This is a genomic window from Exiguobacterium sp. BMC-KP (assembly GCF_001275385.1).
Classification (GTDB): domain Bacteria; phylum Bacillota; class Bacilli; order Exiguobacteriales; family Exiguobacteriaceae; genus Exiguobacterium_A.
Genome location: NZ_LGIW01000015.1, coordinates 1,251,951 through 1,268,246 on the forward strand (window position 1 = coordinate 1,251,951; position 16,296 = coordinate 1,268,246).

General features: G+C 43.7%; 17 protein-coding genes. All 17 read right to left on the reverse strand.

Translation table 11 applies throughout. The features are described from left to right. Nucleotide 1 precedes the first annotated feature (1 nt). The gene (locus ADM98_RS12385) at nt 2-553 is read right to left on the reverse strand and encodes a MotE family protein (RefSeq protein WP_053453788.1); all 552 of its coding nucleotides are present in this window, start codon (nt 551-553) and stop codon (nt 2-4) included. Further along, nucleotides 550-984 (reverse strand): flagellar export protein FliJ, encoded by a 435-nt coding sequence (locus ADM98_RS12390; protein ID WP_053453789.1) that lies wholly within the window; start codon nt 982-984, stop codon nt 550-552. Before ADM98_RS12390 ends, ADM98_RS12385 begins: the two co-directional genes overlap by 4 nt. An 11-nt stretch (nt 985-995) precedes the next feature. After that, nucleotides 996-2,309 (reverse strand): flagellar protein export ATPase FliI, encoded by a 1,314-nt coding sequence (gene fliI / locus ADM98_RS12395; protein ID WP_053453790.1) that lies wholly within the window; start codon nt 2,307-2,309, stop codon nt 996-998. After that, nucleotides 2,302-3,027, reverse strand: coding sequence for a FliH/SctL family protein (locus ADM98_RS12400; RefSeq protein WP_053453791.1), 726 nt, complete (start codon nt 3,025-3,027; stop codon nt 2,302-2,304). Before ADM98_RS12400 ends, fliI begins: the two co-directional genes overlap by 8 nt. Further along, on the reverse strand, nt 3,020-4,027 hold the full coding sequence (gene fliG, locus ADM98_RS12405) for a flagellar motor switch protein FliG (RefSeq protein ID WP_023468720.1): 1,008 nt from the start codon (nt 4,025-4,027) through the stop codon (nt 3,020-3,022). Before fliG ends, ADM98_RS12400 begins: the two co-directional genes overlap by 8 nt. Before the next feature lie 4 nt (nt 4,028-4,031). Beyond that, nucleotides 4,032-5,603: a flagellar basal-body MS-ring/collar protein FliF gene (fliF, locus tag ADM98_RS12410; RefSeq protein ID WP_053453792.1), complete on the reverse strand. Its 1,572-nt coding sequence runs from the start codon at nt 5,601-5,603 to the stop codon at nt 4,032-4,034. Nucleotides 5,604-5,631: 28 nt separating this feature from the next. Beyond that, nucleotides 5,632-5,919 (reverse strand): flagellar hook-basal body complex protein FliE, encoded by a 288-nt coding sequence (fliE, locus tag ADM98_RS12415; RefSeq protein ID WP_035396905.1) that lies wholly within the window; start codon nt 5,917-5,919, stop codon nt 5,632-5,634. Nucleotides 5,920-5,942: 23 nt separating this feature from the next. Next, on the reverse strand, nt 5,943-6,341 hold the full coding sequence (gene flgC / locus ADM98_RS12420; protein ID WP_023468723.1) for a flagellar basal body rod protein FlgC: 399 nt from the start codon (nt 6,339-6,341) through the stop codon (nt 5,943-5,945). 2 nt (nt 6,342-6,343) lie between these two features. Further along, nucleotides 6,344-6,706 (reverse strand): flagellar basal body rod protein FlgB, encoded by a 363-nt coding sequence (flgB, locus tag ADM98_RS12425; RefSeq protein WP_023468724.1) that lies wholly within the window; start codon nt 6,704-6,706, stop codon nt 6,344-6,346. Nucleotides 6,707-7,236: 530 nt separating this feature from the next. Next, the gene (gene codY, locus ADM98_RS12430; protein ID WP_023468725.1) at nt 7,237-8,016 is read right to left on the reverse strand and encodes a GTP-sensing pleiotropic transcriptional regulator CodY; all 780 of its coding nucleotides are present in this window, start codon (nt 8,014-8,016) and stop codon (nt 7,237-7,239) included. Between the two features lie 16 nt (nt 8,017-8,032). Beyond that, nucleotides 8,033-9,406: an ATP-dependent protease ATPase subunit HslU gene (gene hslU, locus ADM98_RS12435; protein ID WP_035406964.1), complete on the reverse strand. Its 1,374-nt coding sequence runs from the start codon at nt 9,404-9,406 to the stop codon at nt 8,033-8,035. Beyond that, complete coding sequence (gene hslV, locus ADM98_RS12440; protein ID WP_023468727.1) at nt 9,399-9,950, reverse strand: ATP-dependent protease subunit HslV; 552 nt, start codon at nt 9,948-9,950, stop codon at nt 9,399-9,401. The genes hslU and hslV overlap by 8 nt, the downstream gene beginning before the upstream one ends. A 14-nt stretch (nt 9,951-9,964) precedes the next feature. Beyond that, a complete protein-coding gene (locus ADM98_RS12445; protein ID WP_053453793.1) occupies nt 9,965-10,843 on the reverse strand; it encodes a tyrosine recombinase XerC in 879 nt (292 codons plus the stop codon). A 172-nt stretch (nt 10,844-11,015) separates the two neighbouring features. Further along, on the reverse strand, nt 11,016-12,320 hold the full coding sequence (gene trmFO, locus ADM98_RS12450) for an FADH(2)-oxidizing methylenetetrahydrofolate--tRNA-(uracil(54)-C(5))-methyltransferase TrmFO (protein WP_053453794.1): 1,305 nt from the start codon (nt 12,318-12,320) through the stop codon (nt 11,016-11,018). A gap of 3 nt (nt 12,321-12,323) precedes the next feature. Beyond that, nucleotides 12,324-14,420: a type I DNA topoisomerase gene (gene topA / locus ADM98_RS12455; RefSeq protein ID WP_053453795.1), complete on the reverse strand. Its 2,097-nt coding sequence runs from the start codon at nt 14,418-14,420 to the stop codon at nt 12,324-12,326. Between the two features lie 47 nt (nt 14,421-14,467). Continuing rightward, nucleotides 14,468-15,295: a DNA-processing protein DprA gene (gene dprA / locus ADM98_RS12460; RefSeq protein WP_053453796.1), complete on the reverse strand. Its 828-nt coding sequence runs from the start codon at nt 15,293-15,295 to the stop codon at nt 14,468-14,470. A 70-nt stretch (nt 15,296-15,365) separates the two neighbouring features. Then, nucleotides 15,366-16,283, reverse strand: a complete 918-nt coding sequence (gene sucD, locus ADM98_RS12465) for a succinate--CoA ligase subunit alpha (protein ID WP_053453797.1) — start codon at nt 16,281-16,283, stop codon at nt 15,366-15,368. Between the last annotated feature and the right edge of the window lie 13 nt (nt 16,284-16,296).

Sequence of the window (16,296 nt, forward strand, 5' to 3'; positions counted from 1 at the left end):
TCTATTCCGAAGATAATAGTTGAGTTAATGCTGCTGCTTTTTTTGCATCCATTTTGGCAATGATTGCAGCTTGCTGTTCTGCATCGATGTTCTCGATGATCGAAACCACTTCAGTTGGGCTGAGCTCATTAAAGATTAACGCAGCTTCTTTAGGTGACATTTCAGCATATACATCAGATACTGGTGTTTTCTTAGTTTTCTTCTCACTCGCAGAAGTAGTTGAAGCAGCAGGAGCTGATGCTTTTTTCAACTGATCCCGTTCTGAAATTAGTTTTGTGATTTCTTGTTCTTTCACTTGCAACGTTTGCTTTTGTTCTTCTTTTTCATTGCGTAATTTCTTGATTTCGCTGTTTGCTACTTTTAAACGTTTGACCAACTCTTGGTCATTAGAGGTAGCAGTAGATTTTGCTGTTTTTTCTGTATCGAACGGTAAAGATAATAATGGTCTTCCGTTCGCATAATTCAACACGAAGTATGCTGTCAGCAAGATGATGATAAACGGGATGATCACTAAAGGTAATATCCACTGCTTTGATGTTTTTTGTTCACTCATATCATTTGACCTCTTTTAAAGTGTAGAAGAGATAGCTCATCTAGTTGATTTTGTTCTAATATCGCAAGTTCTCGCCTTACTTCAAAAAAATGATTTTCTTGCAGTTTGGTGAATTTTTTCTCTTCAATCATGGCTTCTTTCAAATCCGACTGAGCCTTTTCATATACATTTTTAGCTTGTGTCACAAACAACTGTTGTCTCTCGATTTGTTGTTTTACAACATCTCTAGCTCTTTCACGATATTGCGAATCAACCAACTCGATTCTTCCAATCTGATTTTGTTCTTTTAAAAATGTTTCATAACGAATCAACAAATGGTAAAGCTTTTGCATCTCGTCTTCATATCGCATCTTTTTTTCAGCTGTTTCTTTCGAGACTCGATCCTTTTCCGCTTCAGCGAGCGGAATTATTCGTTCGTATATCGTTCGCATGTCCGCTCTCCTTATGGAATAATCTGAAATAGCCTTTCAATTGCAGCATCTAAATCACTCACTTCATGGACAGACTGTTTTAGAAATTCGATGAGTTGAGGGTAAATTTGAATAGCCCGATCGATTTCTGGATTTGTTCCGCTTTTATACGCTCCAATGTTAATCAAATCTTCCGCATCTAAATAAGTAGAAAGAAGCTGACGAAAAACGATGGCCTTTTGTTTATGCTCTTCTGAAGTGATTTGATTCATGACACGACTGATGGAGCGTAATACATGAATCGCAGGATATTGTCCTTTGTTCGCCAAATTCCGATCCAGTACAAAGTGACCATCCAAAATTCCACGTACAGCATCTGCAATCGGTTCATTCATATCATCCCCATCAACCAAGACAGTGTAGAACGCGGTAATAGAACCTTGTTCAGTCTTACCGCTTCGCTCTAAAAGTTGCGGAAGTAGTGCAAAGACACTTGGTGTATATCCTTTTGAAGCGGGAGGTTCACCTGTTGCTAGTCCGATTTCACGTTGTGCCATTGCGAATCGTGTAACGGAGTCCATCATAAGGACAACATTTTTCCCTTGATCTCGAAAGTACTCAGCAATCGCCGTCGCAGTGTAAGCTCCTTTAAGTCGGACTAAGGGCGATTGATCACTTGTTGCAACAACGATGATCGACCGACTCATTCCTTCCTCGCCTAATTCAGCTTCGATGAACTCTTTAACTTCACGTCCACGCTCTCCAATTAAAGCAATCACGTTGATATCCGCAGTCGATCGTTTTGCAATCATTCCTAGAAGTGTTGACTTCCCGACACCCGATCCCGCAAATAACCCAACACGCTGTCCTTCACCTACTGTTAACAACGTATCAATCGCTCGTATGCCAGTAGAGAGTACTTCACTAATGCGTGGACGACTTAACGGGCTTGGTGGCTTCCTAACAATTGATGTTGTTTTTAAATGATCCAGATTTTCACCGTCTAACGGTCTTCCTAGTCCATCTAACACTTGACCGATCAATTCTTCCCCTACAGGAACATGTAACGGTTTGCCTGAAGCAATAACGATAGACCCTGGAGCGATTGCCGTCGTTTCACCATAAGGCATAAGTAAAACATGCCCCTCTTTAAAGCCAACGACCTCTGCTTCAATTTCATGATGCGCGTTCAATTGAATAAAACAGCGTTCTCCAATTGATACAGCCGTTGGTCCTCTCGATTCGATCATCAACCCGATTACTTGGACAACTTTTCCTGAATGTCGAAGAAGATCATCAAATTTAATGTCTTGAATCGCTTCTTGCAAATGTTGAACTTTATACATCCGTCAACACCTCAAAAATCTTTTTCTCAAGATTTTTAAAACTGGAGTGTAAACCACCAGTAATAGCACCATTTTCAGAATCGATTCTAAAATCACGTGGGGACAATTCTGGATCTAACCGAAGTTGAACACTGACTGTTGCCCCAAGAATGGATTGAATCTTATCTTCCATCATGACTAAACGTTCAAAATCTTGAGGTGAGGCATAGATAAACAACTTCTCACGATCTCTAAACTGAATCAGTAGTTTATGAATCATTTTGTACAATGTCTCTTCATCGGAATCTAATAGATTTTCTAGGAATAAATGCGTCGTTTGAAGAGCAGCTACACATAGATCATGTTCCATCATCATGAGTTTCTCTTGAAAACGTTGCTCTAATTTCTCACTTAATGCATTTAAGTCTGTCATTGCCTTATCATACGTTGCTAAGCCACTAGATTGCCCTTCAACAAATCCTGCTTCATACCCTTGCAGCGTTGCCGCCTCGAGCGTTCTTACCTTTTCTTGTTCAAATTGCTCTAGTCTTAATTCTTGTTCTTCCATCAATCGTTTTTCTAAAAGTGTCAATTGATTCTGACGTTCTAACCATTCTTCTTCATAGGAAATCGTAACGAGATTACTGTCATGATCAACGTTTTCAGACGAAGCTACTGGTTGATGAATCAAACGCTGTGATTTAGACAGGACACTCTGTCGTTTAATGACGTTAGACAACGATATCATCTCCTCCACCGCGTGCGACGACGATCTCACCCATATCTTCTAAACGACGAATGATACCGACGATTCGACTTTGCGCTTCTTCTACGTCGCGTAATCGAACTGGACCCATGAACTCCATATCTTCCTTGAACGACTCGACCATCCGCTGAGACATGTTCCGGTACACCATGTCTTTAACGTCATCAGATGATACTTTCAATGCTAAAAGGAGATCCTCATTTGAAACTTCACGAATGATACGTTGAATCGCACGTGCATCCAATGTGACGATATCCTCAAATACGAACATCCGCTTTTTGATTTCCTCAGCTAATTCAGGATCTTGAATTTCAAGCGTATCCAAAATCGTTCGTTCAGTCGTTCGGTCAACACCATTTAACACTTGAACGACCGCTTCAATTCCGCCTGACTGAGCATAATCTTGCATTCCTGCTTGAGACAGATTCCGTTCTAAAATCAATTCAACCTCGCTAATGATTTCTGGATTCATTCGATCCATCGTAGCAATTCGTCTTGCTACATCCGACTGTGCCTCTGCCGGAAGCTCAGAAAGGATTTGCCCTGACTTCGCTGGATCCAAATGAGCCAGCACTAAAGCAATCGTTTGAGGATGTTCGTTTTGAATGAAATTTAATAATTGTTTTGAGTCTGCTTTTCGTGCAAATTCAAATGGACGTACTTGAAGTGTTGACGTGAGGCGATGGATGAGTTCCATCGCCTTCTCTTCACCAACCGCTTTTTCTAAAACGGATTTTGCAAAACCGATACCACCTTGCGTGATATAGTTTTGTGCCATCGCTAAATCATGGAATTCATCGAGAACACCCGCTTTATCTTCAGGATCAATCCGTTTCATACTTGAAATTTGTAACGTCAACCATTCCATCTCTTCTTCACTTAAATGCTTATATACATTTGCCGCGACTTCTGGACCTAATGAAATCATTAGGACGGCAGCCTTTTCACGACTATTCATCTCTAATTTCTTCATAGGATCAATCCTCCGCTAACCAAGTTCTAAGCAGTTTTGCAAATTCGTCTGGATTTGACGCTGCTAATTTTTCCAATTGTTTTCGTTTTTGAGCTTCATTGCTATTATCTTCAGTTGATAGCTCCGGAATTTCTGTTTCAATTGGAGTCCATTCCTCTAAGCTCTCTTCTTCGTCTTTTTTACGTTTACGAACCATGAAGAAAATCATACCTATGATGACTAAGGCTGCTGCACCTAATGCAAACCAAACCCACATAGGGATTGCTTCTGAAGTAGCCGTCTGTTTCGTTGTCGTGTTGGCAAACGGTCGGGACATGACAACTACTTTGTTCGTTAATTCCGCATCTGTTAACGTCGTTTTAGCATCTTTTTTCGTAATGGATGTTCGGATGATGGAATACATCATCGTCTGCAAGTCTGTTTGTAACTGTGGGTCAATTTGAGTCTGACCCTTTGGTGGTTCTACTATGATTTGAATTCCTAAGTCACGAATTTCATACGGTGCCCCAGAAATCTGTTTCGTGATTCGATTTACTTCATAGTTAATAATGTCGTGTGTTTTATCGCTCGTATCTCCAGCTTGACCATTTCCTGTCGGGAAATTGATTGTTTCATTTTCACCAGTTCCGGCAGTTCCTTGGTTCGCTGCACCTGTGTATGCTTCAGCTACTTTTTCTGCCGAAGTGACGATTCCTTGGATTTTATCTGGATCTACTGGTTCCACTAGCTTTTGTTCTTCTTGACGTTTCGTAACATCTACATCGGCTGTGACCGATACGAGTGCTTTTTGTGGTCCAAGAACAACAGAAAGCATTTGTTGGATTTGTTTACGTAAATCATTCTCCGTTGTTTTCTTAAGCGCCATCGGATCTGTACCACCGGCCGTTTGTGTCGCATTACCCGGTTCGTAGTACGTAAAGTACTGATCCATGATCGTAATGTTTTCTTCCTTGAGATTTGGAATACTCTTTGCAATCAAATGATATAGACCTTGAACCGTTTGGTTATTCAAGTTACTTCCTGCGCTTGATGTCAAGACAACAGACACCGTCGAAGATTCTTTTTCGTCAGATAAAAAGACGCTTTTTTCAGGAAGAGTGATCATGACTTTCGCAGATTCAATTCCGTTGACTTGCGTAATCAAGTTTTCAAGCTCCGTCTGCATCGTATCCCGTTCCAAAATATTCATTTCTTTATCCGTTGTTCCGAATCCCGCATTTTCACTAAAGAAGGAATAATCAATTTGACCAGACTTTGGAATACCAGCCGATGCTAATTCGACTTTTAAATTCTCGACATTCGCCTCCGGAACAAGAATTGTCACGCCATTAGCTTCACTAACGACTTCAGATGGAATACCATCCTCGTTTAGTTTTTCCGTCACTTGTCCGGCTTCTTGTGGTGATAATTTTGAATAAAGGGGTGTCATCGTTGGTTTCGACAACCAGAGAATAGCGACGATCAATGCTGCTAAAACGACGATAATACTTCCAAGAATCGTCGCCTTTTTAGCGAGTGACCATGATTTCCACGTTGTATTAATGGTGTTCCATCTTGCTTTTAATCCTTCGTTCATTCAACATCTCCCACGCTTTCCTTAACATTCACAGTTGCATACGCATCATTTCTTGGTATGCTTCGATGCCCTTATTCCGGACCTCAATGGCGAGTTGCATAGAGAGAGATGCTTCTTCTGTTTTAATCATAATATTATGTAGATCTGTCGACTTACCCGTCGCCAAATCTACTCGTGCTTGAGATGAAGCGCTTTGTGTAGCGTTTAATCCATTCATTGCTTGACTTAACACTTCGCTAAAATCACTTGGTGTGGTTTTAGGAGTCATTTGATTTTGAAGAATTGGTTGTAATCCTTGAATCGCTTGAATTGCCATGGTCATACATCATCCCTTCATTCTTACTTACCGATCTCCATCGCTTTAACGAGCATTGCTTTCGTCGCGTTAAGAGCTGTCACGTTTGCTTCATAAGATCGTGTCGCACCCATCATATCAACCATTTCTTTTAAAATATCGACATTCGGCATTTTGACATACCCAAGCTCGTCGGCATCAGGATGACTTGGGTTGTATTCTAATTTAAAAGGCTCTTCATCTTTTCGAAGTTCACTAACCGTCACACCATTAGCTGTTTCTTTAAGAACCGCTAATTTACGAGCATAGGGTTGCCACTGACCATCTACAAGTTCCCCCCGTGTCGTTTGAGCATTTGCGATATTTGCTGAGACCGTATCGAGCCGAAGACGTTGTGCAGTTAATCCTGATGCAGAAGTATGAAATCCACCGAACATACTCACTTTTATCTGCCTCCTCTAATTACTGATTGGATCCCTGAGAATTTACGATTCAACTGTTCTACTAATGCCTCATACTCGATCTGATTGCGTGATAATTCAGACATCTCGAAATCGATATCGACACCATTTCCATCGTTGCGCATAGAAGTCGATTGCTCAACGATTGAACCTTGTGCATCAATCTGAGCATGACGCTTTAGACTCATTTTCATTTGAGAGTCTAGTACATCCGAAAACACTAAACGCTGTGCTTTGTATCCAGGTGTATCAACATTCGCGATATTTTTAGATATTACTTTTTGAGAATCTACAGTACGATTGACTGCTTTGGTAAGTAAAGAATAATCGGAGCCTAACCAATCCATGTATCCGCCCTCCATATATGAATAGTTTGGAATTGAAGAATATTAAAACTAGTAAGTCATTAGTAACATATCTGAAATAATTGAAACAAATAGGTCAATGTTTGAAAAGGATAAATTTTAAAAAAAGGGTAATGAGATGTTGATTTTTCACCTTTAATTACCATTTTGTTCAAAAATGATAAATATTACCTATGCATCTACTAAAAGAAAAATGTTTAATTAATAAAAATGAACTAATTTATTATTTACATAAAATGTCTAAAGAAAGATTTAAAATATTTCGTTCATAAGCAACAGAATTGATTATACATCTAATGCGGATTGAAAAAAACACCAAATTGTAATTTCTTTGAATAAATATAAAAATAGTCCCTTCTCTTTTAACTTTTTTATCCACCCCTTTTATTGGTATTCCACTTCACTAAAACTCCATAAAAAAAACGATTCTTCTCACCATGGAAAAGAATCGTTCATCAGATACAGACGTTGGAATCACTAATGAAAATCCCCCTGTATCTCATCATTATTTTTTAGTTCGATTTAATTCGTTCTAATTCATAAAGGAAGTTGTCGTTCAAGATTTTAATGTACGTTCCTTTCATTCCGAGTGAACGTGACTCGATGACACCAGCACTTTCGAGCTTACGAAGCGCGTTGACGATAACGGAACGAGTGATACCGACGCGATCCGCAATCTTTGAAGCGACGAGTAACCCTTCATTTCCTTCGAGTTCTTCGAAGATATGTTCAATCGCTTCGAGTTCAGAATAAGACAATGAATTGATTGCCATCTGGACAACTGCTTTCTTACGTGCCTTGTCTTCTGCCTCATGTGCCTTCTCACGAAGGATTTCCATTCCAACGACTGTCGCACCGTACTCAGCAAGCACAAGGTCTTCTTCGTTGAAGTCTTCGACCATACGACCAAGGACAAGCGTACCAAGTCGTTCTCCACCACCGATAATGGGTACGATCGTCGTTTTCGACGTTTCGAACGTATCACGGTTGTCGACTGGGAATGCCGTATGTTCGCTATCGATGGCAATGTTTGCTGTCGTTTCAGTGACGTTAAATAATTTTTTCGTATAATCTTCCGGGAATTGACGTTCTTCTAAGAAACCACGGACCCGGTCATTTTCGATTTGTTGCTTGATTGCGATACCCAGTAACTTACCGCGCCGACTTACGATGAACGTGTTTGATTCCATGACTTCACTGAGACGGTCAGCCATGACCTTGAAATCAACATGTGTGCTCGCTTCCTGTTGTAACATCGTATTCAGCTTCCGCGTTTTCGCCAATAAATTCATTTTTTCTTCCTCCACTTTATAAGATGAACTGACTTAAGTCACGATCATCTGCTACTTTTCCAACTCGATCCGTCACGTATTGTGGCGTGATCGTCACATCCGTTTCCGGCATGTCTGCTGCTTCAAAGGATAATTCTTCGAGGACACGCTCCATGATCGTATACAATCGTCGCGCTCCGATATTATCCGTCTCATCGTTCACTTGTGCAGCAATCCGTGCGATTTCACGAATGGCTTCTTCTGTAAAGGTGACATGAACGTGTTCTGCCCCTAGTAATGCTTTATATTGTTTGAGTAATGCTTGATTCGGTTCAGTCAAAATTTTCACAAAGTCATCTTCTGTCAAACTGTCGAGTTCGACACGAATCGGGAAACGACCTTGGAGTTCAGGAATCAGATCAGATGGTTTTGCCATGTGGAAGGCACCCGCAGCGATAAATAAGATATGATCCGTCTTGACTGGTCCATATTTCGTGACGATTGTTGATCCTTCAACGATCGGCAAGATATCCCGCTGAACACCTTCCCGTGAAACACCAGCTGAATCATGTCCTTTTGTCGCAATCTTATCGATCTCATCGACGAAGATAATGCCCATTTGTTCTGCACGACGTACTGCTTCGTCATGGACTTCGTTCAAGTCAAGCAGTCGTTCCGCTTCTTCTGCCGTTAAGATTGGACGTGCTTCCTTGACCGTGAGTTGACGCTTCTTCGTTTTCTTCGGCATGACTTGTCCGAGCATATCCTGAAGATTCGCGAGTCCTTCCATGCCTTGTTGCCCTGAGAACAAATCAACTTGCCGTTCTTCAACATCGACTTCGATCATCCGATCTTCAAGTTGACCGGTCAGCAATTGCTGTCGGAGTAGCGAACGATCTGCTGTCGCTTCCGATGTATCCGGCTCTTGTTGCTTTTGGTTGCCACCGAACAACATTTCAAATGGATTCGTTCCGCCCCCAAGACCAGATGACGCTTTTTTGCCAGACAACGCATCAACGATTCGCTCATTCGCTACTGCTTCCGCTCGATCTTTGAGTGCTTCTTTTTTCTCATCTTTGACAAGACGGAGAGAAGCTTCCACCAGATCCCGCACCATGGATTCCACGTCACGACCGACATACCCTACCTCAGTGAACTTCGTCGCTTCGATCTTGACAAACGGTGCCCGGACGAGTTTTGCAAGCCGTCGTGCAATCTCTGTCTTTCCGACACCCGTCGGTCCGATCATCAGAATGTTCTTTGGTGTGACTTCATCTCGCATCGACGCATCGAGCAACTGTCGACGGTATCGATTTCGTAAAGCAATCGCCACCGCTCGTTTTGCATCTGCTTGCCCGATGACATGTTCATTCAACTTCTCGACGATTTGTCTTGGCGTCAATTCATGCATGGTCGTTGCCTCCGATCGTTTCTAGGATGATTTGATCGTTCGTAAAGACACAGAGTTCCCCAGCCGTTTCAAGCGCTGCTCGGGCAATTTCTTCTGCTGTGAGATGACTAGCATGTCGAGCTAACGCACGACCTGCAGCAAGCGCATAGTTACCACCTGAACCGATGGCAAGAATACCGTCGTCCGGTTCAATGACTTCACCGTTTCCGGATACGAGCAATAGATGTGTACCATCCATGACAAGTAAGAGTGCTTCTAATTGACGCAACATCTTATCTCCACGCCATTCCTTTGCTAGTTCAACTGCTGCCCGTTGTAAGTTCCCGTTATACATTTCGAGCTTTGCTTCGAATTTCTCAAAGAGTGTAAACGCATCTGCAACACTTCCTGCAAATCCGGCAATGACTTTGCCACCATAGAGGCGCCGTACTTTTTTCGCACTTTTCTTCATGATGACTTGGTTTCCGAAAGTCACCTGTCCGTCCCCGCTCATCGCGGATTGTCCGTTATGTTGAATCGCAAAAATCGTCGTTGCATGAAACATGAGTGTTTCCTCCCTTAGGCACGAGGATGTGCTTGTTGATAAACATGTCGCAATCGTTCCGTCGTTACGTGTGTATACTGTCCGGTCGTCGACAGCGATGCATGACCGAGTAACTCTTGGACGACTCGCAAATCGGCGCCTCTCTCCAGTAAATCAGTAGCGAAACTATGACGAAGTGCATGTGGTGTCACATGTTTCCCAACGAGCTGCTCCCCTTTTTTCATGATCTTTCGAATCGCATCCGTCGTTAATCGACGCCCTGAATGAGACAAGAATAACGCTTGTTCATGACCCGTGACTGGATCTCGTGATGGTAAGTATTGTTCTAATGCTTCTTTTGCAAAGGTTCCAATTGGCGCGATGCGCTCTTTCCCACCTTTTCCATACACATGAACGTAAGAGTTGTCAGACGCGAGGTCACGAAGATCCAGTTGAACGATCTCGCTGACCCGCATCCCCGTCGCATATAAAAGTTCCACTAGCGCTACATTCCGGTTACCGAGCGTATCACTCGATCGAAAAGCATCGAGGAAACGTTCATATTCCGTAGGAACGAGGAATGTCGGAAGTCCTTGTTGTCGTTTTGGTGCTTTTAATCCATCAAATGGATTCGGTTCATCGGTGTCACGTGTCAAAAAACGACCAAATTGTTTGAGGCAGGAAACTTTTTGTGCAATCGTTGCCTGCGCCAGCTCCTGATCGTAAAGAGCATACAAATAACGCCGTGCACTTGCCAATTCAATCGATCGTAACTGATGATCGCGGCAAAAAGCGGCGTATTGTCGAAGTGTTTGATCATAAGAGCGACCTGTATTCGGAGATAATTGACGTTCAATATGAACATACCGCATGAACTCTTCTAGCAGTCGCTCAAAAGCAGTGTCTATCTCCATGAATGCGCCCCCTTCTGACCATTTCATTCTCGAATCGCCCTTAGCATAGCACAGACCAAGTAGTCTGACAATAGACCAAAAACCGAAAAATTAACGAAATTATCGCGCTTTTGTGACAAATTAAGAAATGGGGAGAAAGAGCGCTGAATCACGCCTTTCTCCCCATCAAAAATCACATATCCGTAAAATCTTTGATTGCTTCAAGTGCTCGCTCTGCATAGAGCGCATACTTCTCTGGTTTTTTCATTCGAACTGGGTGACCAGCGAGTGCTGGCACCAATCCGAAGTTGGCATTCATTGGCTGGAAGTTCTTCCCTTCCGTCGTCGTGATATAGTGCGACATCGCACCCATCATCGTCTCTTGTGGGAACGCAACCGGTTCTGCCTCATTAATGAGACGCGCCGCGTTGATCCCTGCTGTCAAACCTGACGCTGCAGACTCGACATATCCTTCAACACCTGTCATTTGTCCAGCAAAGAACAAGTCGTCACGTGTACGTGTCTGATACGTTGGTTTTAACAAGTTTGGTGAGTTAACGAACGTATTACGATGCATAACGCCATAACGGACGATTTCTGCATTCTCAAGACCAGGAATCAGTCGGATGATTCGTTTTTGTTCGCCCCATTTTAAATGCGTTTGGAATCCAACAAGGTTGAATAATGTTCCGGCTGAATTGTCCTGACGTAACTGGACAACAGCATAAGGTCGTTTACCTGTCTTCGGATCTTCGAGTCCAACTGGCTTCATTGGTCCAAACAATAATGTTTTCGGTCCACGTGAAGCGAGAACTTCAAATGGCATACATCCTTCGAAGTAAATCTCTTTTTCGAATTCCTTGAGTGGCACGACTTCGGCATTGATTAATTCATCATAGAAGAGTTGGAATTCTTCTTCCGTCATTGGGCAATTCAAGTAGGCTGCTTCACCCTTATCGTAACGTGATTTCAAGTACACCTTCTCACGATCGATCGTGTCCCCATCGAGAATTGGTGCCGCTGCATCGAAGAAGTACAGATAGTCTTCACCTGTGAATTGTTTGAGTGATTCCGATAACGCAGCACTCGTCAGTGGACCAGTCGCGACGATCGTTGGACCATCTGGAATCGCTTCGATTTCTTCATGATGGACCGTGACGTTCGGATGGTTTTTCAACGTTTCCGTCACGTATCCTGCAAAGTCATGTCGGTCGACGGCAAGTGCGCCACCTGCTGGGACACTTGCTAAGTCTGCTGCTTTCATGATTAAGGAATCGAGCTGACGCATCTCTTCCTTTAAAACACCGACTGCATTCGTTAACTGGTTTGCTCGAAGTGAATTCGAACAGACGAGTTCAGCGAATTGGTCTGTATGGTGCGCGGGTGTCTGCTTGACAGGCCGCATTTCATATAAGTCTACTTGTACGCCGCGTTTTGCAAGTTGCCATGCTGCTTCAGAACCTGCAAGTCCCGCGCCGATTACCGTTACACGTTTCAACGGTCATTCCTCCTCTTGCTCCTGATCGATGCGTGTTTCATGATGTCCACAAGATGTACATTCTACTTTCACACCGTTCTTGATTTTCTTTTGTACCATCATACTGCTACAAACCGGACATGGTTCTTCGACCGGTTTATCCCATGAGACGAACTCACACTCTGGATAGTTCGAGCATCCGTAGAACAAACGACCTTTTTTACTCCGTCGTTCAACGATGTCACCTGTTCCACATGTCGGACACTTCACACCAATCTCAACTTGGATTGGTTTCGTGTTGCGACATTCTGGGAAGTTCGAGCACGCCATGAACTTACCATAACGTCCCATTTTGATGACCATAGCATGACCACAGACTTCACAATCTTCACCGGCGGGTTCATCCTTGATTTCAATCTTCTCAATCTCTGCTTCTGCTCGCGTCAGACGCTTCGCAAACGATTTGTAAATTGGATCGACGACTTCCGTCCACTGCATGTCACCTTTTTCGATCGCATCGAGTAACGCTTCCATGTCTGCCGTGAACTGAACGGTGATGAACTCTTGGAAATAATCACTGATCATGTCGATGACAAGTTCCCCAAGTTCTGTCGGTAAGAATTTCTTCTCTTCGAGCGTCACGTAGCCACGCTTTTGAATCGTGTCTAGCGTTGGTGCGTATGTCGACGGACGACCAATCCCGAGTTCTTCCATTGCCCGGACAAGACGTGCCTCCGTATAACGTGGTGGCGGCTGTGTGAAGTGTTGTTTCGGTTCAATCGCTGACTGCTTCAGTTCTTCCCCTTCATCAAGTGGAGGAAGTAATCCTTCTTTGACGTCGGTGACTGCTTCGTCATCTGTATCTTCGATGTAGACTTTCATGAAGCCTGGGAATTTAACCGTCGATCCGTTCGCACGGAATGTGACGTCGTTCGATAGGAGATCAATTTTAACGGTATCGAGAATCGCCGGCGCCATCTGACTCGCGACGAATCGTTCCCAGATCAATTTGTATAGGCGGAACTGATCACGTGAGAGATACGATTTGACGAGTTGAGGCTCGCGCATCGTTGAAGTCGGACGAACTGCTTCGTGCGCATCCTGAGAGTTTGCTGATTTCTTCTCTTTGCGTTTCTCACTTGCGATATATTCTTTTCCGTAAGCTTGTTCGATGAAACCATGCGCTTCAAGATTCGCTGTTTCAGACGTCCGGGTCGAATCGGTACGCATGTACGTGATCAAACCGACCGTTCCTTCTTTTCCGATCTCAATTCCTTCGTATAGCTGTTGCGCAATCATCATCGTCTTCTTCGCCCGGAAGTTTAGTTTACGCGCCGCTTCCTGTTGCAAGGAACTTGTCGTAAAAGGTAGCGCTGGATTTCGCTTCCGTTCTTTTTTCGTGACCGAATCGACCGTGAAGTCTTCCGAGAGTTGATTCAAGATTTGATCGACTTCTTCTTGCGAATGAAGTTCACGTTTCTTACCATCAACTCCATAGAAGTTCGCTTCGAGCTTTTCACCGTTTGCATCAAGTTCTAGTTTGATCGTCCAGTATTCTTCTGGCATGAACGCATTAATTTCTTGCTCCCGATCGATGATCATCTTGACAGCAACGGATTGAACGCGTCCTGCAGACAATCCTTTTTTAATCTTTTTCCATAATAACGGACTCATGCTGTAACCGACAAGGCGGTCCAAGATACGACGTGCTTGCTGTGCATCGACAAGATCATAGTTGAGCTTGCGTGGTCGCTTGAACGAATCCTTGATAGCATCCTTCGTGATTTCATTGAAGACTACGCGGCATTCCGTTGACTCATCAACGCCTAGTGCTTTTGCTAAATGCCATGCGATCGCTTCCCCCTCACGGTCGGGGTCGGCTGCGAGATAGATTTTTTGTGCTTTTTTCGCAGCTGTCTTGAGTTCTTTTAAGACCGGACCTTTACCACGAATCGTGATATATTTCGGTTCATAGTCATGTTCGACGTCGACTCCCATTTGGCTTTTCGGCAAGTCAATGACGTGCCCCATCGACGCTTTCACGGTATAGTTGGATCCGAGATAACGTTTAATGGTTTTTGCCTTAGCGGGTGACTCGACGATTACTAGATATTTTGCCATTGCAATCGCTCCCTATTAGAGGCGTACTCGTATTTTAATCTCACTTATCATAGTAGTCTCGATTCCCATTTGTCAACGTTCAGCCGAATACTTTTTGAAACTTCTTCCGGATCAAGGAGTGGAATCGCTCCTTCTGCGATCAATTGATTCGTTCCTGTAAAGAACGATTCAGTCGGGCAACCGGGTAGACAATAGACATCTTTCCCTTGATCGAGGGCGTGACTTGCTGTGTTCATCGTACCACTTCGTTTTGCTGCTTCAACGATAATCAACGATGAGGATAACCCAGCAATGATTCGGTTTCGTTCTAAAAATTGAATTTTTTGAATCGGTGTTCCGGGTGGGTATTCGGAGAGAAGAAGACCGTGTGAGAGGATCCGCTCAAAAAGAGTGGAATGGGAAGTAGGATAAAGTCGATCAAGTCCTCCAGCGAGAACAGCAATTGTTTTCTGTTGATGTTTTAAGGAAAGGCGATGAACGAGGGCATCAATACCATAAGCTCCACCGGAGACGGTGACGAGATCTGGATGAAAGAAGGATTGCAGGAAACGCATCCGGGAAAGATGTTGCGGTGAAGGAGTTCGGCTACCAATGATACTGACGCGCGGAAGAGTCAGGTGAGAGGGATCACCGCGATAAAAGAGGGCATAGACAGGTTGAGGGATCGTAAGTAACATCGCCGGAAACAGCGGATCCCCTTTAACTAAAATCGACTGCTCGATCTGCTCTAGAAGTAGCGCTTGTTCATAACGATTTCGAAGACGTTTGGAAACAGGCAGTTCATGACTTGGAACGATGCCGAATTGCTCAATCAACTGGACGATCGTGTATGGTACCTGACACATCGCGAAGCGGACATACAGTTCACGTTTCATTAGATCAACGCTCCTTATTATATAGAAGAAAGCCGTCCTGATTTGATCAGGACAGCTTCTTTTTTTTGAATTATTTGACTGTGCTGTTCGTTACACACTCGTCATAGATACCTGCTTCTTTAATGACACGGATTAACGTCTCACCAATGATTGCTGGTGTTTCTGCTACTTCAATTCCGTTCGCACGAAGTGTCTTGATTTTTTCAGCAGCTGTACCTTTACCACCAGAGATAATCGCACCTGCGTGACCCATCCGTTTACCAGCTGGAGCCGTTTGACCGCCGATGAAGCCGATAACTGGCTTCGTCATGTTCGCTTTGACCCATTCAGCAGCTTCTTCTTCCGCTGTTCCACCGATTTCGCCAAGCATGATGACTGCTTTTGTTTCTGGATCTTCATTGAACGCTTTGAGCGTATCGATGAAGTCTGTTCCGTTGACCGGATCTCCCCCGATACCGACAGCTGTCGATTGACCAATACCTGCTGTCGTCAATTGATGGACAGCCTCATATGTCAATGTCCCAGAACGCGAGACGATTCCGACATGACCTGGTGTATGGATATATCCTGGCATGATACCAAGCTTCGCAACACCTGGAGTGATGACGCCTGGACAGTTCGGTCCGATGAGACGAACTGGCTTGCCATCGAGGTAACGTTTTACTTTGACCATATCAAGAACTGGAATACCTTCTGTGATACAGATGATCAGTGCGATGTTCGCATCTGCTGCTTCCATGATTGCATCCGCTGCGAATGCTGGTGGTACGTAGATGATAGATGCGTTCGCACCCGTTTTTTCGACTGCTTGTGCGACCGTATCAAAAACAGGAACACCACCGAGTACTTCCGTACCGCCTTTTCCTGGTGTAACACCGCCTACGAGGTTTGTTCCGTAGTCGATCATCTGTTCACCATGGAACATTCCTTGGTTACCTGTAATCCCCTGAATAATAACTTTCGTCGATTCGTTCACCCAAATACTCATCTTTAGCTCCCCC